This is a genomic window from Ethanoligenens harbinense YUAN-3 (genome assembly GCF_000178115.2).
Lineage (GTDB): Bacteria > Bacillota > Clostridia > Oscillospirales > Ethanoligenentaceae > Ethanoligenens > Ethanoligenens harbinense.
The window spans coordinates 251,258-268,638 of sequence record NC_014828.1 but is presented as its reverse complement, the minus strand read 5'-3'; the positions used below and the strand labels follow the sequence as shown (position 1 = coordinate 268,638).

The window sequence follows — 17,381 nt, the reverse complement described above, 5'->3', positions numbered from 1 at the left end:
GCACGGAACGGTGGATGGTTGTGCATATTCCGGGGCCGCTGGAAACTGGTCTTCCAGCGGCCCTGTTTGGGTTAAAAGCGACCGGCGGACAGACTGGCCGGGAAAATAAGGAAAGGTTTCCTGTATGGAAGTATTGCTGGCGTTTTTCAAAAAGCCGTATGTGCGGCGTATCCTGATTTTTATCGTGATGGTGGCGCTGTTGGCCCTGCTGCGCAGCATGCTCTCCATTTTCCTGCTGACATTCATGCTCGTTTACATCGGCAACAGTGCCGAAAAAGCCGTCAGCCAACTGTTCTTGAAAGTGTTCCGGCGCAAGGCGGACCCGCGTGTGGTTGTGGCGGTACTTTATGCGCTGGTTATTCTGGCTTTGGTAATGCTGCTGTGGATCTATATCCCGGTGATTGTCCGGCAGATCAGCGACCTGATCACCAATATGACCGACTATTTTACATCCGTCAGCAAAACGAAGGCGTCGGCAGGCGGTCGATTTTCGCTCGAGTCGATCACGGCGTTTGTATCCAGCCACGTGGATGTTTCCAAATATCTCGAAAGCGGCGGCACGTCCATCGCGCAGTTTTTAACCAATCTCGGCACCGCCAGCTTCAACATTTTTATGTCTCTGATCCTCAGCCTGTTTTTTCTGCTTGGAAAACCGTCGGTCGTGGCGTTTGGCCGACAGTTCAAAAACAGCAAACTGAGCTGGATGTATGAAGACATGCGCTATTTTGTGCGCAAATTTTCCAATTCGTTTGGCGCCGTCATCCAGACACAGTTGCTCATCTCCTGTATCAATACCACCATTTCCACCGTTGCATTGCTCATCATGGGGTTTCCGAGCGTCATCGGCCTGGCGGCCATGATTTTTGTGCTGGGGCTGGTACCGGTGGCCGGCGTCTTCATTTCGCTGGTTCCACTGTGCATCATCGGCTATGTGCAGGGCGGCATCACCAAAGTGATCTGGGTGCTGGTGCTCATCGCGGTGCTGCACGCGCTGGAAGGTTATGTGCTCAATCCCAAACTGATGTCCAATAAAACCCAGCTGCCGGTGTTCATCACGTTTTTGGTGCTGTTGATCGCCGAACATCTCATCGGACTGTGGGGGCTGGTTATCGGGCTGCCGCTGGCCGTTTTCATTCTGGATGTGCTGGAAGTGCTACCACAGGGCGGCAGGCAGGAGACGCGCCGGCCGCTTTCCCGGTTCGTGGTGCCCAAACGGCGCGAGTAATCCGACGGACGGTTGTTTGAGAAAGGAACTGGGATAATGGACTCTGTTTTGCAGCAAAAGCGGGAAATCCTGCTGCGATATCTCCAAGGGCTGGGTAGCGTGGCGGTCGCGTTTTCGGGCGGTGTGGATTCATCGTTCCTGCTGCGCTCCGCGTGCGACGCGCTCGGGGTCTCCCATGTGCTGGCCGTTACGGCGCGCTCCGCGACTTATCCTGAGCGCGAGCTGCGCGAGGCGGTGGCGCTGGCGAAGGCATTCGGCGTGCAGCATGAGGTCATACGTTCGGAAGAGCTGGATGTCGCAGGGTTTGAGAACAACCCTACCGACCGCTGCTATCTCTGCAAAAACGAGCTGTTCCACAAGATCCGCGCGGTGGCGGACCGGCACGGCGTAGCGGAAATTGCGGAGGGTTCCAATCTGGACGATATAGGCGATTTTCGTCCGGGAATGAAAGCCGTAGCCGAACAGGGAATCCATAGCCCCCTGCGCGCGGCAAAGCTGGCCAAAGCGGAGATCCGTGCGCTCTCGCGGGAGCTGGGGTTGCCCACTTGGGACAAACCGTCGTTTGCCTGCCTTTCTTCCCGCATTCCATATGGAGAAAAGATCACCCGGGAAAAGCTGCGCGCCATCGACGAAGCGGAGCAACTGCTGCTGGATATGGGCTTTCGACAGGTTCGGGTGCGGCATCACGGCGACATTGCCCGCATTGAGCTTCCGCCCGCCGAAATGCCCCGCATGCTCGAGAGCTGGAACGCCGCGCGTGTGAACGCCGCGTTTCGGCGTCTTGGCTTTACATACGTGGCGCTGGACTTGGGCGGCTACCGCACCGGCAGCATGAATGCCGTGCTTGGAAAATGACAAGCCGTTTTCGTGCAAAAGAATCCGCCAAATTTTCGGTTGGGTGTTGACAGGTGCACAGAATTCAGCTATAGTAATACATACAAAGCCAATATATTTAGTAAATAATAATGGGGTGGATAGCTATGATGATTGAACGGACCGTTGCGGCGCTTCCAGTTCGGCGAATGTGCTGTGGGCAAGGCTGTTCAGCCTGTCCCGCCGGCTGAACAGCCTGTGCGCGGAGTCATTTTGCAGCATTCCCCAAGAATCCTCCCATCGTTTGGAACCTCCATCAAGCATACATAAACGGCATAGAAAGAAAGGTTGCGTTTTCATGAGCGAACGGAAATTCAAATTTGACACATTGCAGGTTCATGCCGGCCAGGAGAGCCCTGATTCGGCGACCGGCGCCCGTGCTGTCCCGGTATACCAGACCACGTCTTATGTTTTTAAGGATACCGACGAGGCCGAAGGCCGTTTTGCACTGAAACTGCCGGGCAACATCTACTCCCGCCTGACAAACCCGACCACCGACGTGTTTGAGCAGCGCATCGCCGCCCTCGAAGGCGGCACGGGCGCTCTGGCCACGGCATCCGGCGCGGCGGCCATCACCTATGCCATCCTCAACGTGGCGGGCACGGGCGACCATATCGTTTCTGCCAGCACGCTCTATGGCGGCACCTACAATCTGTTTGCCACCACCCTGCCGCGTTATGGCATCACCACCACATTTGTAGACCCGGACGAACCCGAAAACTTCCGCAAAGCGATCAACGATAAAACCAAAGCGGTCTACATCGAGACACTGGGCAATCCGGGCATCAATGTTATTGATTTTGACGCCGTAGCGGCGATTGCACATGAGGCAGGCGTCCCGCTTATCGTGGATAATACGTTCGCTACGCCGTACCTGTTCCGCCCGCTTGAACATGGCGCGGACGTGGTGGTGCACAGCGCAACCAAATTCATCGGCGGCCACGGCTCGGCCATCGGCGGCGTGATTGTAGACGGCGGCAGTTTTGACTGGGCGGCCAACGGCAAATTCCCCGGTTTCACCGAGCCGGATGCATCCTACCACGGCATCCGGTATGTGGATCTTGGCGGCGTTGCGTTCGTGATGAAAGTGCGCGCACAGCTGCTCCGCGATCTTGGTGCATCGCTGGCCCCGTGGCACTCCTGGCTGTTCATCCAGAGCCTGGAGACTCTTTCTCTGCGCGTTGCCCGTCATGTGTCGAATACCGAGAAGATCGTGAAGTTCCTGGAAGAACATCCGAAGGTCGCATCTGTGAATTATCCGGGCCTGCCTTCGAATAAATATTACGCGCTGGCGCAGAAATATCTGCCGAAGGGCGCCGGCTCCATCTTCTCCTTTGATGTAAAGGGCGATGAACGCATCGCCCGGAAGTTCATTGACAGCCTGGAGATTTTCTCCCAGCTCGCCAACGTGGCCGACGCCAAATCGCTGGTCATCCACCCGTCTTCCACCACACACCAGCAGCTCACGCCGGAAGAGCAGAAAGCCGCGGGCTTTGGACCGGAAACAGTCCGCTTGTCCATCGGCATCGAAGATCCGGACGACCTGATCGCCGATCTCGACCAGGCGCTCAACAAGACGGTTTGATTTTTGCCTGACTGCCAACAACCCCCTTTGTCTGCATAAAAGCGGTTCCGTGCAGGATATCCTGCACGGAACCGCTTTTTGTCCGTCTGTCGGCTTTTATATTTAGTTGAGGATCTCAAAGGAGTGTGAATGGGTAGGTTCGATCGCATCAACCTTCACGAATTCCACACGGGAGAAGCGCGAACCCTTTTCCACCTGCTTGATGAAAGTATCCAGTTGGTCGGCAGGCCCTTCCGCTTCCAGCTCCACATCCCCGCTGTCCAGATTTTTAACCCAGCCGGTCAGGTGCAGGCGAAGGGCATTCTGCCAGACGAAATACCGGAAACCGACCCCCTGCACCAAACCGGACACCAGCATATGATACCGTAACACCATGCAACGTCCCTTCCTTTTCCTGCAACTCTACAGCCCTCGCCGGTAGGACTGGGGGCCGCTCCTTTTCTGCTATTATAGCAAAATATTCCGCCCGCGCATAGGGCAAACAGACCCCGGCCCGGCGTTTAGACCGGTTCGGGGACTGTTTGCTTGGGCGGTTTCTTACAGGTTGGCAGGCAGGATCACGGTGATGGACGTGCCCTCCCCAACGATGCTTTCGATCTCAATACGCCCTTTGTAAAGTCCTACAATGTGCTTGACGATGGACAGTCCCAAACCGGTGCCGCCCTGTCGGCGGCTGCGCCCTTTGTCCACACGGTAGAACCGCTCAAAAACACGCTGTCTGGCTTCCGGAGGGATGCCCACGCCGGTATCGTTGACGCAGAAATGGACATTTCCGTCTTTGGATATGATGGTGACCCGCACGTTTCCGTCCGGTTTGTTGTATTTGACGGCGTTGTCGATCAGATTAAGGGCCAGTTGCATCATACGATCCGGGTTGGCGCGTACCGTGCCCACATCGCCCTCCACCTGCACGCTCACATTGCGCTTGTGTGCCGAGAGGGCAACAGATTCGGCGGCCCGCTGGGCGGTCAGTTTCATGCTCACCGCCGTGAAGCCCGTGTCGGCGTTCACAGACTCCAGCTCCGACAGGTGCAGGATGTCGTTGATAAGCTCGATCATCCGCTCCGTCTCTTTGCGGATGCGCCCCAGATAGCTTTTTATCTGGTCGGGCTCGGTGATAATATCCGCTTCCATCAGCTCCACAAACCCTTTGATGGCGGTCAGAGGGGTCTTGAGCTCATGCGATGCGTTGGCCACGAACTCGGAGCGGATCTGTTCGGTGCGCCGCACCGCAGTAACATCGGAGATGAGCAGGACCACACCGTTCCGGTTTCCCTCGTCGAGCCCGTTTACAGCGCTCACAGAGATCTGCAGTGTCAGGCCGCGTTCGGTGTCCTCCCAGTCAAAAACGTCTGGTTTGCCTGTTTCCGCCGTCTTGGTGGCCGCCTCGATCAGCTTGGGCATATGTGTGAGATGCAGCAGGTTCTGGCCCAACATGTTGGCGTTGCCCGACTGGAAGAATTCACCCGCGCGCTTGTTCATTACCACAATGGTGAGGGCGTTGTCCAGTGCGACGAGTCCCTCGCTCATATTGTTGAGCATATCGTCGGCCCGTTCACGTTCGGAGCGCGCGCGTTCACTTTCGCGGGAAATCTGCATCAGCAGTTCCTGCACGCGTTTCTGCCCGGGCAGAAACGCGTCCTGTATGGTAACATGTGCACTGTCGAGTACGCCCTGCTGAAGCTGCCCCAACACCTGTGTGATGTGGTCCATGCATTTTTCGGCGCGTTTTTGCACACGCGAACAGGTGACCCATGCGGTGAGGGTGCCGACAAGCAATCCGGCCGCCAGAATACAGGGGGGAAGCAGCCGGTTTTGGGCCTGCCCCAGAGCGTCGGCCGCAGCCCATCCCAGGCCGCAAATCAGGACGGTGACGAGCACCGTGATCAAGGCAGCTCCCCAAACAGAGCGTTTGAGCATGACAACATTCCTCCCAAGCTGAAAAAGTATGGCGCAAATGGAAAGAAAACCGCGTGCGTTGGTTCGCACACGGTTTCGGCGGAAAAAGGAACTCCTGTCGCGCCGGTCAACTGTCGAATTTGTATCCGACGCCGCGCACCGTGGTAATATAATGTCCGCCGGTCTCATCGATACCCAGTTTTTGGCGCAGGCTCCGCACATGCATATCCAGCGTGCGCGTCTCACCTGCATATCCATAGCCCCACACATTGTCCAGCAGGATATTGCGTGTCATGGCCTTTCCTTCGTTTTCCATCAGCAGCTTGAGCAGCTCAAATTCCTTCAGGGTCAGTTCGACCGCTTTTTCGTGCAAAGTGACCTCGTGGCGCTCTTTGTCCAGCCGTATGCCGCGCGCTATCAGCACACTGCGGTCCGAGCCGGCCTGCCCCGCATGCCGCAGTGCGGCGCGCACCCTTGCCATCAGTTCCAATACACCGAACGGTTTGGTGACATAATCGTCCGCCCCCAGGTCCAGCCCCGTCACTTTATCAATCTCGCTGCTTTTGGCTGTGAGCAGGATGACCGGCACATGCGCCGCAGGTCCCGCTTTGATCTGCCGCAATGCGGAAAGACCGTCCATGCCGGGCAGCATGATATCCAGAAGGATCAGGTCCGGCAGGACTTTTTCCATTTCTTCAAAAAGCAATTCCGCTTCCTCGAATCCTTTGACCCGCAGACCGCAGGACTCCAGCGCGCACTTAATTACTTCTCGTATATTTTCTTCATCTTCTACCACAAATGCCGTTTTAGACATACCAACTTCTCCTGTATTTTCATCCCGGCATCCTGCTTGAGCCCATTCGCTCCGTGGAAAAGAGCCGGGCAGGAGTGCCGCCTGCATACCGTATTCCCTGTGCCGCCGAGGGAAGAACGGTCCATCCAAGTGGATATGAACGGCCTGCGGCCCACGCGGCAGCTGTGGAGGTGGTCAGATGATCTGTTTGTCCTTCAGCGAACCGGTTACATAAAAAATAACCCACTGCGCGATGTTTTCGGCATGGTCGCCAATGCGTTCGATGTATTTTGTGATCAGCAACAAATCAATGGCTTCGTCGGCGTTCTCGGGGCTTTGCACCAAAAGCGAGATGATCTCCTGTTGGATGGTGTGGAACAGGTGGTCCACCTCGTCGTCGCGTTCGATCACTTCGCGGGACACCTTCATATCGCTGTGCACAAACGCGTTGACACTGTCCTTTACCATGGAAGAAGCAATATGGGCCATCAGCGGGATATGTTCAATGGTCTGTGTACGCGGGTGCTCCCCGAAACGCAGGAGAATATCGGCGATGCCTACAGCGTGGTCTCCGATTCGCTCCATATCGGTCACGATTTTCAACGCAGTGGAGATTGCGCGCAGGTCTTTCGCCACCGGCTGCTGCCGCAGGAGCAGCCGCAGGCACTGCGTTTCGATTTCACGTTCCAAATCGTCGATCTGCTTGTCGTTGTCGACTACGCTCTGTGCCAGATCGCTGTCGTGTTTTTCAAATGCCTGGATGGAACGGTCAATCGCTTCCTCCACCAGCCCCCCCATGCGGATCAGATGCAGGTGTAGCTGTTCCAGTTCTTTTTGAAATTCTGTACGTACGTTCACACATTCGCCCCCCGTGGTTTAAGCGTATCCGCCGAATGATTCGTCCATATTTGAGATATGCAACAGTATATGCTCTGCCTTTGCCTGATATGCCTGTTAGGCAAACACGAAAATCAGCCGAAACGGCCGGTGATGTAATCTTCCGTGCGTTTGTCCTTTGGCATGGAGAACAGCGTGTTGGTTTCGCTGAATTCCACAATCTCACCATGCAGGAAAAACGCGGTAAAGTCGGAGATACGCGCCGCCTGCTGCATGTTGTGCGTAACGATGATAATGGTGTATTGTTTTTTAAGTTCTCCGGCCAGTTCCTCAATCTTCATGGTAGAGATCGGGTCGAGTGCGCTCGTGGGCTCGTCCATCAGCAGCACTTCAGGTTCCACGGCCAGCGCGCGCGCAATGCACAGGCGCTGCTGCTGGCCGCCTGAAAGACCCAGCGCACTTTTTTTGAGGCGGTCGTGCACTTCATCCCACAAGGCGGCGCCGCGCAAGCTTTTTTCCACGATCTCGTCCAGCTTGGCGTGGTTTTTCATACCGTGGATACGGGGGCCGTAGGCGATGTTGTCATAGATGGACATCGGGAACGGGTTGGGCTGCTGGAACACCATGCCCACCCGTTTGCGCAGCAGGGTCACGTCCATATCGCGGCTGTAGATGTCTTCCCCGTCGAGGGTAATCTCCCCCTCCACACGTACCGACTGAATCAGGTCGTTCATGCGGTTGAGCGTTTTGATAAATGTGGATTTACCGCAGCCCGAAGGGCCGATCAGGGCCGTAACATGGTTCTCGTAAGCGTTTAGGTTCACACTTTTGAGCGCATGGACTTCACCGTAATGCAGATTGACATTCTTTGCGGCCATTTTGACGTTCATTCTATTTCCTCCTGCGCGTTACTGCTTGTTGCCGGTCATTTTGCGTTCCAGCGCGTTGCCGATAAAACGGGCCCCCAGACTGAAGACGAACACCATGATGGTCAAGATGGCGGCGGAAACATCTGCCTGCTCACCCGCATGCGGCACGGAAGGGTTGGTATTCATGTCCCAGATATGCATGGAGAGCGTTTCACCGGAGCGAAACGGATTAAGCGGCGACATCGGGCTGGTGATGTTCCAGTTGCCGAACCGGATATCTGTTCCGGTACCTACGATGTAAAGAAGGGCGGCAGCTTCGCCAAAAGCACGACCACCGGCAAGGATCACGCCTGTGATGATACGAGGGATGGAGGCCGGCAGCAACACCCGCGCGATGGTCTGCCAGTGGGTGGCGCCGATACCCAGGCTGCCCTCTTTGTAATATTTGGGGATGGCGCGCAGGGCATCCTCGGTGGTGGTGGTCACCAGCGGCAGGTTGAGGATGGAAACGGCCAGTGCACCGGCCACCAGATTATAGGAGGAATGCGTCATCACAAGAAATACCAGATAACCGAACAGGCCGACCACGATGGAAGGGAGGGAAGAAAGCGTTTCGATACAGGTGCGAATAAAGGAAGAAAGGCGCCCTTCCTGCATGTACTCGGCCATATAGATGCCTGCACAGATGCCGATCGGCGTGCTGATAAGCAAAGACAGAATCACCAGATAAACCGTGTTGAAAAGCTGTGCGCCGATGCCCGTGCTGTGCGCGGCCGTGAGGATCATCGCGGCCCGGCCGCCACGGAAAAGGATGTAAATGGTGAACGCACCAAGCAACAAGAGAAAAAAACCGGCGACGCCGTAAAGAACACCGGTCGCAACGTGGTCGGCCCGCTGGGCCTTAGTGGCAGACTTGACTTTTGCGGCAGAAGTGCTCATAGATGGGTCGCTCCTTTCTTACTGATGATGCGTACGACCATGATAAATACGAACGAAATGACCAGGAGCAGCAGTGCCATGCTCCACAGGGCGCTCTGCAGTTCACCGCCCTGCGCGGCATTGCCCATGGCGCCCGCGATCACGGTCGTCAGGTTGCTGGTGGGCGAGAGGATGTTTTTCGGGAAGGTATTAGAAGGCCCGATGACCATGGCCACGGCAAGCGCCTCGCCGAAAGCCCGCGCCAGGCCGAGAATAACGCCGGTAAGCACGCCCGGCAGCGCATACGGCAGGATGACTTTGGTGATGAGCTGCCATCTGGTGGAGCCCAGGCCATAGGAAGCTTCGGTAAACATCTTCGGCGTGTGGCGGATAGCATCCGCCGAAATGCTGGTAATGGTCGGGAAGATCATGATGGCCAGCACAATGGCACCAGCCAGCACGCTGAATCCGATCTGCAAATGGAAAATATCACGAATGAACGGCACCAGCACCGTCAAGCCTGTCCAGCCGTAAACGACCGAAGGGATCCCGACAAAGATCTCGATTGCGGGCTGCAAAAAGTTCTTACCTAGTTTTGGGGAAATCTGCACCATAAAGATGGCGGCGGCCAGACTGAACGGTGTGGCGATGGCCAATGCCAGGAAACAAATGGTGATGGAGCCGAAAATAAAAATGGCCGCTCCCACATGCCCATACTGTCCATTGGTAACCGGCCCGTCAATCGGGCTCCATTTGGAAGAAAACAGGAACTCCACCAAACTGTGGTGATAGACCGTAAAGGTACGTATGCCGCTGAAGATCAGAAAGATGCCGATGAGCAGCGTAATGACCGCCGTGAAGATCCCCAATGTGGTGACAACAGACCGGCCCAACGTTTCTTTTCTGAAATAATCGAATCGGAAAACCGGGCGGCGGCCGGCGCTCTTTTGTACAGTTTGTTGTTCTTTTGAAAGCACTTTCTCCATCCTTTATACCCCTTGAATTTCCCGTTTAGCGATAAAAGGCCGAACGGATAATCCGCCGACCTTTACCGCACAAAGCAGATGCATGTGCACTTTGCGAAATAACGAATACCGGAACCCCGCCATCAAACCAAAACTTATTTGGAAGATGTCGCGGAAGAAGACGCAGAGGAGGAAGCGGAAGAGGTGTCCGCGTGCGGGACTTTCACTTTGCTGGCGATGCCGTAGCCCAGGGTCTCGCAGCGGGTGGCAAAATCAGCAGACTGCATGTATTTGATGAACGCGGCGGCCGCGCCTTTGGCTTCGCCTTTGGTGTACATATGCTCGGTGCCCCAGACTTTGTATTTGCCGGAGTAGATGTTGTCGAGGGTCGGGGCGACGTTGTCGATGCTCACAGTGCTGACGTTCGGGCTGGTGACCAGGTAGGACAGCGCGACATAGCCGATGGCGCCTTTGTTACCGGCCACATCCTGCAGCAGCACGCCGGAGTCATCGGTGTTGAGGGCGGAAGTGCTTTCTTCAACATTGTTCAGCGCATACTGTTTGAACAGCGCGCGGGTGCCGGAGTTGGACGGGCGGGTGACCAGCGTGATCGCTTCGTTCGGGCCGCCGACTTCGCTCCAGTTTTTGGTCTTGCCGGTGAAGATGTTGGTGAGCTGTTCGGTGGTGAGGTTGCTCACTTTCACGTCGGTGCTGGTGATGACCGCGACGCCGATGACGGCGACCTGATGGTCAACCAGCGTTTTCGCCTGGTCGGCGGGCAGTTTGCTCTCGGCGGTCACGTCGGAATCGCCGATGTCAACCGTGCCGGCCGCAACCTGCTGCAGGCCAACGCCCGAGCCGCCCGCGCTGACTGTGATTGAAACATCCGGGTTTTTCTGCTGGAAAGCGGTTTTGGCCGCATCCACCAGAGGCTTGAGGGCCGAAGAACCGGCCGCTGTGACCGTGCCGCTTACCGTGCTGGAAGACGAAGAACTTGAGCTGCTGGTTCCGTTGCTGCATGCCGTGAACAGGACGCCCAGCATTGCCACTGAAGCGACCGCCGCCAAAAGCTTCTTCATAAGATGTTTTCTCTCCTTAATGTTTCATAATCTCGCTAACATTTTCACTATACCGTTTTTCAAAAGACGTCAAAAGCACATGAATGTAAAGAGTGCGTAAAGTCTGTGTAAAGTCCGCGGTTTTTCGTGTGTTTCGAACAGAGTTTTACCGATATTTCCAACAAAAAGCAATGGGTTCCTTTGTTCCACACAGGGCTCAAACCCGGGCGGCGAGCAGCTCCATTCCCTTGCGCACACGGGCAAGCGATTCCTCTTTGCCGAGCAGTGTGCAGAGCTCCACCGCGCCGCCGGGCGTGAACTGCTTACCCGAAACAGCCACCCGCACCGGCCAGAGCACCACGCCGTTTTTCACACCCTTTTGCTCCACCAGACCAAACAACGCGGCATGCAGACCTGCGGCCGACCAGTCGTCCAGCGCCTCCAGCACGGGCAGCGCGTCGCGCAGGGTCTCCAGGGAATTTTCGGGGTTGGTCTTCATCTTTTTGCTCACATACAGCGCGGTGTCGTAGGCGGGCAGTTCGTCGATGAAATCCAGCTTTTCGGGGATGTCGGTCAGCTTTTCGCAGCGCGGCTGAAGCACCTCGGCAATGAGGCGGGTGTCTACCTCGCGGCGGACGGCTTTGCGGATATACGGCAGCGCCAGCTCATGGAACGCTTCCGGCGGCAGGGCGCGGATATAGGCGCTGTTGATCCACTTGAGCTTGGCCGTGTCGAAAATGGCCGGCGATTTGGAGATACCGTCAATGGAGAAGGCTTTCACCAGTTCCTCCAGCGAGAAGATCTCCTGCTCGCCTCCGGGACTCCAGCCCAGCAGGGCGACATAGTTGAGCACGGCCTCCTTGAGGTAGCCGTCCGCCACAAGATCCTCGTAAGAGGGGTCGCCGTGGCGTTTGGAGAGCTTGTGGGTGGCGTCACGCATCACAGGCGGGCAGTGGATGTAGGTGGGAATGTCCCACCCGAACGCCTCGTAGAGCAGGTTGTATTTAGGCGCGCTGGAAAGGTATTCGATGCCACGCACCACGTGGGTGATGCCCATCAGGTGGTCGTCGATGACGTTGGCGAAATTATAGGTGGGCAGGCCGTCGGTTTTGAGCAGCACGTTGTCGTCCAGCGTGTCGTTTTCCACCGTGATGTCACCAAAGATCACGTCATGGAAGGTGGTGCTGCCTTCGGTGGGAATCTTCTGGCGCACCACATGCGGCACACCTTCGGCCAGCAGGCGCTGCACCTCTTCCGGTGCCAGGTCACGGCAGTGACCGTCGTATTTGTGGGGCACGCCGCTGGCTTCGTGGATCTTGCGCAGCTCGTCCAGCCGCTCCTTGCCGCAGAAGCAGTAGTAGGCGCCGCCTTTTTCAATAAGCTCCTTGGCATAACGGGCGTAGATGTCCCGCCGCTCGCTCTGGACATACGGCCCCACCGGGCCGCCCACGTCGGGGCCCTCGTCCCAGAGCAGGCCGGTTTCGCGCAGTGTTTTGTAGATGATTTCCACCGCGCCTTCCACATAGCGTTCCTGATCGGTGTCCTCGATGCGCAGGATGAATTTTCCCCCCTGCGATTTGGCGATCAGATACGTGTAAAGCGCCGTGCGCAGGTTGCCCACATGCATATAGCCGGTGGGGCTGGGCGCGAAACGTGTGCGCACTTCTGTTTGACCCATGTGCAACTTCCTCTCAAGCAAATGTAAAGAACCGCGCGGCGGCGCGTGCCGTCCGCAAAGGCGTTCTGTTCAATAACAATGTGCCGCGGCACACCCTTTATCATACATTTACACCCGCATTATTGTCAAGGAGGGGACGTTGTGATAAAATGATGCTGTATCTTGCCGCAGTGCGACGGTTCCGGGCGCGCGCCGCCCGCGTACCGGTTTCTATCATATATGTATTAAGAGGTCTTTTTAAATGGAATACCGCATATCCAACCGCCTGGCGGCGCTCAAACCTTCCGCCATCCGCGAGATTTTCAAAGCCACGGATAACCCGTCGATCGTCCCGTTTGCGCTGGGCAACCCCGCGCCCGAATCGTTCCCGGTGGAGGTGATTCGTACCTTTACCAAAGAGATTTTGGACGAAAATCCGGCGGTGGCCCTGCAATACGGCATCACCGAGGGGTATGCGCCCCTGTGCGCGCTTCTGCGGGAGCGGATGCGGGACGTTTATCACTGCGGGCGCGAGGGCGACGATCTCATCGTGGTCTCGGGCGCCCAACAGGGCGCCGAGCTGGCCGCCAAGGCGCTCTGCGACGAGGGCGACACCGTGCTCTGCGAGAACCCGAGCTTCATCGGCGTGCTCAATGCGTTCCGTTCGCTGCGCGTCAACCTCAAAGGCATTCCGCTTCATGAGGACGGGCTGGACATCGAAGCGCTCGAGCAGGCTTTGCGCACCGAGCAGCGTGTGCGGATGCTCTATATTATCCCCAATTTTCAGAATCCATCCGGCATTACCACCAGCCTGGAAAAACGGCGCGCGGTCTACGCGCTGGCCCGCAAATACAATATTATAATTCTGGAAGACAACCCCTACGGCGAGCTGCGCTTTGCGGGGGAAGATCTGCCGCACATCAAGTCGATGGACGAGGACGGGCGGGTGATCTATCTCGGCACGTTCTCCAAGATCCTCTCCGCCGGGCTGCGGGTGGGCTATGTGCTCGGCCCCGCGCCCGTGCTGCAAAAAATGGTGGTGGCCAAGCAGGGTGAGGACGTGCACACGGCCATGCTTTCACAGATGATCGCGGCGCGTTTTCTGGCGTGGAACGGATTTGCCGCCCATCTGGAGCGCGTGCGCACGCTCTACCGCGAGAAATGCGGCCGGATGCTCGACGGCATCCGTCGGTATTTTGACCCGCGCATCACGCATACCACACCGCAGGGCGGGCTGTTTCTCTGGTGCACACTGCCGGAGGGAATGCAGCTCATGGACTACTGCAAAGCCGCCATCGCCAAAGGCGTGGCGGTGGTGCCGGGCACGGCGTTCCTGCCGGACACGCAGGGCCAGAGCCAGTCGTTCCGGCTGACGTTTGCCGCACCGTCGGAAGAACAGATCGAACAGGGTTTGCGACTGCTCGGCGGCATCCCGCTTCAATAAAGCGCACATATCCCAATCAGGAATTTCGGAGGCAGATCACGGATGGAAAACGAAAAAAAGAACGTATTCAGCGGCATTCAGCCCACCGGCATCCCCACGCTGGGCAACTATCTGGGCGCCATGCGTAACTGGCCGCTGCTGCAGGAGGAATATCACTGCATCTATTCGGTGGTGGATCTGCATTCGCTGACCGTTCGGCAGGAACCGGCCAATCTTCGCAGGCAGACGCTTTCACTGGTGGCGCTGCTGCTGGCCTGCGGCATCAACCCCGAAAAGAGTCTGCTGTTCATCCAGAGCCATGTCCCCGCCCATGCGGAGCTGGCGTGGCTGCTCAACTGTTACACCCAGTTCGGCGAACTCTCACGTATGACGCAGTTCAAGGATAAATCCGCCAAACATCCCGATAATATCAATGCGGGGCTGTTCTGCTACCCGGTGCTGATGGCGGCGGATATCCTGCTTTACCAGGCCGACCTGGTACCGGTGGGCGCCGACCAGAAGCAGCACATGGAGCTGGCGCGCGACGTTGCCGGGCGGTTCAACGGCATCTACGGCGACGTGTTCCGCATCCCGGAACCGTATATCCCCAAGGACGGCGCGCGGGTGATGTCTTTGCAGGAGCCGGCGAAGAAGATGTCCAAATCGGACGAGAACCCCAATGCCTATATTCTGCTGCTGGACGACGCGGACACCATCCTGCGCAAATTTCGCCGGGCCGTCACCGATTCCGAAGCGGAGGTCGTCTGTCGCGAAGGGAAGGACGGCATCAACAATCTCATCTCCATCTATTCCATCGTGACCGGCAAAACGGTGCCGGAGGTGGAGCATGAGTTTGCGGGCAAGGGCTACGGCGATTTCAAAACCGCCGTAGGCGAGGCCGTGGCCGAAGCGCTGCGCCCGGTGCGCGAAACGTACGCCGACCTGCTGAAAAACAAAGACTATCTGGCGGACGTTTATACAAAGGGCGCGGAAAAGGCACGCGCCATTGCCGGGCGCACCTATGCCAAAGCCTGCAAAAAGCTGGGCCTGGTGCTGCCGCAACGGCCGTGACACGCGCGCCCATGAGAACAGTTTCATTGCGTGGCAGGGAAAACGGAGGATTTGCATGTCGCTGAAAACCTATGGTGCGATCGCGCTGACCCTGGTACTCGCCATTGCCATCTCCTATGTCTGCACGCCGTTCGTCATTCGGCTGGCAAACCGCATCGGCTGGATGGATATCCCCAAGGACAAGCGGCGGATGCACAAAAAAGCCATTCCATTGCTGGGCGGGTTGTCCATCATTGCCGGTTTTTTGTTTTCCTCGCTCATTATTTTGCTTGTTTTGGGGCACTTCTCGGATTATTACCCGCCGCGCATCCTGCTGCTGATGCTCCAGATTCTGCCGGGTGCAGCCATCATCGCCGTCGTGGCGTTTTTTGACGACCGCTTCAACCTGCCGCCGCTGCCGCGCCTGGCCGTCCAGTGCGTGGCAGCGGGCATTGCGGTGGCGATGGGCGTGCGCATCCAGTTCATTTCGGGCAGCGTGCGGCTGTTTGGCACGCAGACATTCAATTTGGGCTGGCTGTCCATTCCCGTCACCATCATCTGGATCGCGGGCATGACCAACGCCATGAACTGGATCGACGGATTGGACGGGCTGGCCGCCGGCATCTCCAGCATTGCATCGGGCACGGTGCTCATCCTGGCCACGCTACAGGGGCGGCCGCAACTGGCCGTCGCCATCCTCACGGCGGCGCTCGCGGGCGGATGCCTGGGCCTGCTGCCCTACAACAAAAATCCCGCCAAGGTCTTCATGGGCGACACCGGCGCCATGTTTTTGGGGTATACACTGGGTGTCATCTCGGTGCAGGGCCTGTTCAAGTTTTACGCGGCCATTTCTTTTCTTGTGCCCATCCTCATTCTTGCGCTGCCGATTCTGGATACGGCCTCCGCCATTCTGCGGCGGCTGGCGGAAGGCAAATCGCCGTTTACGCCCGACCGCAGCCATATTCACCACAAGCTCATCGACATGGGGCTCTCGCAGAAGCAGGCGGTGGGCTTTCTCTATGCGGTAAGCGGCACCCTCAGCGTGATCGCCATCCTGTTTACGGTGTTCGGCAAGGTCATCGGCTGGCGCTTTTTACTGCTGACGCTGCTGGTGGTGCTGGGTGCCTCACTGGTAGCGCTGAAGCTCTGCCGGAAGTATAACGCGCAGTGCAAGTGCAAAAACGAGAGTATCCTGCACGGCTGTGCGGCCGGAAAAGAGCCGGAGAAGCAGCCGCCGGAGCCGGATGGGCAGAAATCACCCGCTGTTGACGAAAAAAGCACGAACACACCCGCACGGCCGGACACCCCCGATGCAGCGGAACCGAATAAAAAAGACAAACAGGGCGGGGAATGACCCGCCTAGCCAAACGCCCGGCCGGACAGTTGTCCGGCCGGGCGTTTGGCAATTTGGCGCCGTGCATGATATGTGCAATCTCTTTATATTTTGGGAATCACCGGGCTGTCCCGGAGTGTCCGCACCATTTGCAGATAGATATCCGGGTGCGCCAAACTTGCCGCGCCATGTTTCCAGCCTGGGAATACGCGTAACGTGCTACTTGGTATGGCTTCGTGCAGCCTTGATGCGGAGCGTTTCATAATGCCCAATTCCGCGCCGCCGACCACTATCAGTACGTTCGCCTGTGTTTCACTGATGCTTGCGGGTAATGGAAAATGCCCGTTGCTGCGTGTAATGTTAGCTAGTGACTGACAGGTCATGCGAACACTGGAGGCATAATACCTTTCAAAAAGAGAATCCGGTATTTGCAGGACCTGCGCCTGTTTTCGGGCTATTCGTTTGTTTTGGATTAATCCGTAAAACAACGGGGTAAGCGCTGCCATCAGCCCCGAACCGGCGAGCGGGTAGACCAACGCGCTTTCGATGATGGCATAGCGCGCCAGTTTTTGGCGCCGTGCAAGCATTTCCACCACGATCTGGGCGCCGATAGACAGGCCCGCAATCGCATACACGCTGCCCCCGTAATTTGCATCCAGGTACGCAAGACATTGCGCCGCACTGTCAGCGATGCTTCGGAAGGTGGTGTCTCCATCATCGTCGTGCCCATCCAAAGTGGGAACAATCAGGCGGTACTGGTCTTGCAGCCCATCCACGATTGGCTGCCAAGACCACCAGGACAGCCCGCCGCCATGGAGCAAGACAATAGGTGGATGATCCGCTTTCCCAAATAAATGAAAACGCATAGTTTACCTCTGTTCTATTATGGCCGCAGG

At 57.1% G+C, this 17,381-nt stretch carries 16 protein-coding genes; 6 read left to right on the top strand and 10 right to left on the bottom strand.

The genetic code is table 11. The features are described 5' to 3' along the window. The first annotated feature begins 124 nt into the window (after positions 1–124). The 3 genes from ETHHA_RS01305 to ETHHA_RS01295 all read left to right on the top strand — a co-directional run bounded on the left by ETHHA_RS01305 (position 125) and on the right by ETHHA_RS01295 (position 3,683). Complete coding sequence (locus ETHHA_RS01305) at positions 125–1,225, top strand: AI-2E family transporter (protein ID WP_013484222.1); 1,101 nt, start codon at positions 125–127, stop codon at positions 1,223–1,225. Between the two features lie 36 nt (positions 1,226–1,261). Continuing rightward, complete coding sequence (larE, locus tag ETHHA_RS01300) at positions 1,262–2,080, top strand: ATP-dependent sacrificial sulfur transferase LarE (protein ID WP_013484221.1); 819 nt, start codon at positions 1,262–1,264, stop codon at positions 2,078–2,080. A 316-nt stretch (positions 2,081–2,396) separates the two neighbouring features. Further along, complete coding sequence (locus ETHHA_RS01295) at positions 2,397–3,683, top strand: O-acetylhomoserine aminocarboxypropyltransferase/cysteine synthase family protein (RefSeq protein WP_013484220.1); 1,287 nt, start codon at positions 2,397–2,399, stop codon at positions 3,681–3,683. Between the two features lie 102 nt (positions 3,684–3,785). Here ETHHA_RS01295 and ETHHA_RS01290 read toward each other — a convergent pair whose 3' ends face one another. From ETHHA_RS01290 to gltX, 9 genes are all read right to left on the bottom strand, one after another. Continuing rightward, a complete protein-coding gene (locus ETHHA_RS01290; RefSeq protein WP_013484219.1) occupies positions 3,786–4,058 on the bottom strand; it encodes an acylphosphatase in 273 nt (90 codons plus the stop codon). Between the two features lie 162 nt (positions 4,059–4,220). Next, entirely contained in the window at positions 4,221–5,603 is a 1,383-nt protein-coding gene (locus ETHHA_RS01285) for a sensor histidine kinase (protein WP_013484218.1), read from the bottom strand. A 106-nt stretch (positions 5,604–5,709) separates the two neighbouring features. After that, positions 5,710–6,396: a response regulator transcription factor gene (locus ETHHA_RS01280; protein WP_013484217.1), complete on the bottom strand. Its 687-nt coding sequence runs from the start codon at positions 6,394–6,396 to the stop codon at positions 5,710–5,712. Positions 6,397–6,570: 174 nt separating this feature from the next. Further along, positions 6,571–7,233, bottom strand: coding sequence for a phosphate signaling complex protein PhoU (gene phoU / locus ETHHA_RS01275; RefSeq protein ID WP_013484216.1), 663 nt, complete (start codon positions 7,231–7,233; stop codon positions 6,571–6,573). A 113-nt stretch (positions 7,234–7,346) separates the two neighbouring features. Continuing rightward, positions 7,347–8,102 carry a phosphate ABC transporter ATP-binding protein PstB gene (pstB, locus tag ETHHA_RS01270; RefSeq protein WP_013484215.1) on the bottom strand — a complete coding sequence of 252 codons (756 nt, stop codon included), beginning with the start codon at positions 8,100–8,102 and terminating at the stop codon, positions 7,347–7,349. Between the two features lie 18 nt (positions 8,103–8,120). After that, positions 8,121–9,020 (bottom strand): phosphate ABC transporter permease PstA, encoded by a 900-nt coding sequence (pstA, locus tag ETHHA_RS01265; RefSeq protein ID WP_013484214.1) that lies wholly within the window; start codon positions 9,018–9,020, stop codon positions 8,121–8,123. Beyond that, complete coding sequence (gene pstC, locus ETHHA_RS01260) at positions 9,017–9,985, bottom strand: phosphate ABC transporter permease subunit PstC (RefSeq protein WP_013484213.1); 969 nt, start codon at positions 9,983–9,985, stop codon at positions 9,017–9,019. Before pstC ends, pstA begins: the two co-directional genes overlap by 4 nt. Before the next feature lie 134 nt (positions 9,986–10,119). Beyond that, a complete protein-coding gene (locus ETHHA_RS01255) occupies positions 10,120–11,043 on the bottom strand; it encodes a phosphate ABC transporter substrate-binding protein (protein ID WP_013484212.1) in 924 nt (307 codons plus the stop codon). 196 nt (positions 11,044–11,239) lie between these two features. Then, complete coding sequence (gene gltX / locus ETHHA_RS01250; RefSeq protein ID WP_013484211.1) at positions 11,240–12,700, bottom strand: glutamate--tRNA ligase; 1,461 nt, start codon at positions 12,698–12,700, stop codon at positions 11,240–11,242. 241 nt (positions 12,701–12,941) lie between these two features. Between gltX and ETHHA_RS01245 the strand changes: the two genes are divergently transcribed. From ETHHA_RS01245 to ETHHA_RS01235, 3 genes are read left to right on the top strand one after another with little or no spacing between them, the layout of a single operon-like run. Beyond that, on the top strand, positions 12,942–14,123 hold the full coding sequence (locus ETHHA_RS01245) for an aminotransferase-like domain-containing protein (RefSeq protein WP_013484210.1): 1,182 nt from the start codon (positions 12,942–12,944) through the stop codon (positions 14,121–14,123). Positions 14,124–14,165: 42 nt separating this feature from the next. Continuing rightward, positions 14,166–15,173 (top strand): tryptophan--tRNA ligase, encoded by a 1,008-nt coding sequence (trpS, locus tag ETHHA_RS01240; RefSeq protein ID WP_013484209.1) that lies wholly within the window; start codon positions 14,166–14,168, stop codon positions 15,171–15,173. 55 nt (positions 15,174–15,228) lie between these two features. After that, positions 15,229–16,506 (top strand): MraY family glycosyltransferase, encoded by a 1,278-nt coding sequence (locus ETHHA_RS01235; RefSeq protein WP_013484208.1) that lies wholly within the window; start codon positions 15,229–15,231, stop codon positions 16,504–16,506. A gap of 83 nt (positions 16,507–16,589) precedes the next feature. Here the strand turns inward: ETHHA_RS01235 and ETHHA_RS01230 are convergent, their stop codons facing one another. Next, entirely contained in the window at positions 16,590–17,351 is a 762-nt protein-coding gene (locus tag ETHHA_RS01230; protein ID WP_013484207.1) for an alpha/beta fold hydrolase, read from the bottom strand. Positions 17,352–17,381: the final 30 nt, after the last annotated feature.

Excerpts from the sequence above, each read along its gene's own strand:
- ETHHA_RS01235 (WP_013484208.1), top strand. The coding sequence starts at position 15,229 with ATGTCGCTGAAAACCTATGGTGCGATCGCGCTGACCCTGGTACTCGCC.
- ETHHA_RS01290 (WP_013484219.1), bottom strand. The coding sequence starts at position 4,058 with ATGGTGTTACGGTATCATATGCTGGTGTCCGGTTTGGTGCAGGGGGTC.
- gltX (WP_013484211.1), bottom strand. The coding sequence starts at position 12,700 with ATGGGTCAAACAGAAGTGCGCACACGTTTCGCGCCCAGCCCCACCGGC.
- ETHHA_RS01305 (WP_013484222.1), top strand. The coding sequence starts at position 125 with ATGGAAGTATTGCTGGCGTTTTTCAAAAAGCCGTATGTGCGGCGTATC.
- ETHHA_RS01230 (WP_013484207.1), bottom strand. The coding sequence starts at position 17,351 with ATGCGTTTTCATTTATTTGGGAAAGCGGATCATCCACCTATTGTCTTG.
- trpS (WP_013484209.1), top strand. The coding sequence starts at position 14,166 with ATGGAAAACGAAAAAAAGAACGTATTCAGCGGCATTCAGCCCACCGGC.
- pstC (WP_013484213.1), bottom strand. The coding sequence starts at position 9,985 with ATGGAGAAAGTGCTTTCAAAAGAACAACAAACTGTACAAAAGAGCGCC.
- ETHHA_RS01280 (WP_013484217.1), bottom strand. The coding sequence starts at position 6,396 with ATGTCTAAAACGGCATTTGTGGTAGAAGATGAAGAAAATATACGAGAA.
- ETHHA_RS01245 (WP_013484210.1), top strand. The coding sequence starts at position 12,942 with ATGGAATACCGCATATCCAACCGCCTGGCGGCGCTCAAACCTTCCGCC.
- ETHHA_RS01295 (WP_013484220.1), top strand. The coding sequence starts at position 2,397 with ATGAGCGAACGGAAATTCAAATTTGACACATTGCAGGTTCATGCCGGC.
- ETHHA_RS01255 (WP_013484212.1), bottom strand. The coding sequence starts at position 11,043 with ATGAAGAAGCTTTTGGCGGCGGTCGCTTCAGTGGCAATGCTGGGCGTC.
- pstB (WP_013484215.1), bottom strand. The coding sequence starts at position 8,102 with ATGAACGTCAAAATGGCCGCAAAGAATGTCAATCTGCATTACGGTGAA.
- pstA (WP_013484214.1), bottom strand. The coding sequence starts at position 9,020 with ATGAGCACTTCTGCCGCAAAAGTCAAGTCTGCCACTAAGGCCCAGCGG.
- larE (WP_013484221.1), top strand. The coding sequence starts at position 1,262 with ATGGACTCTGTTTTGCAGCAAAAGCGGGAAATCCTGCTGCGATATCTC.
- ETHHA_RS01285 (WP_013484218.1), bottom strand. The coding sequence starts at position 5,603 with ATGCTCAAACGCTCTGTTTGGGGAGCTGCCTTGATCACGGTGCTCGTC.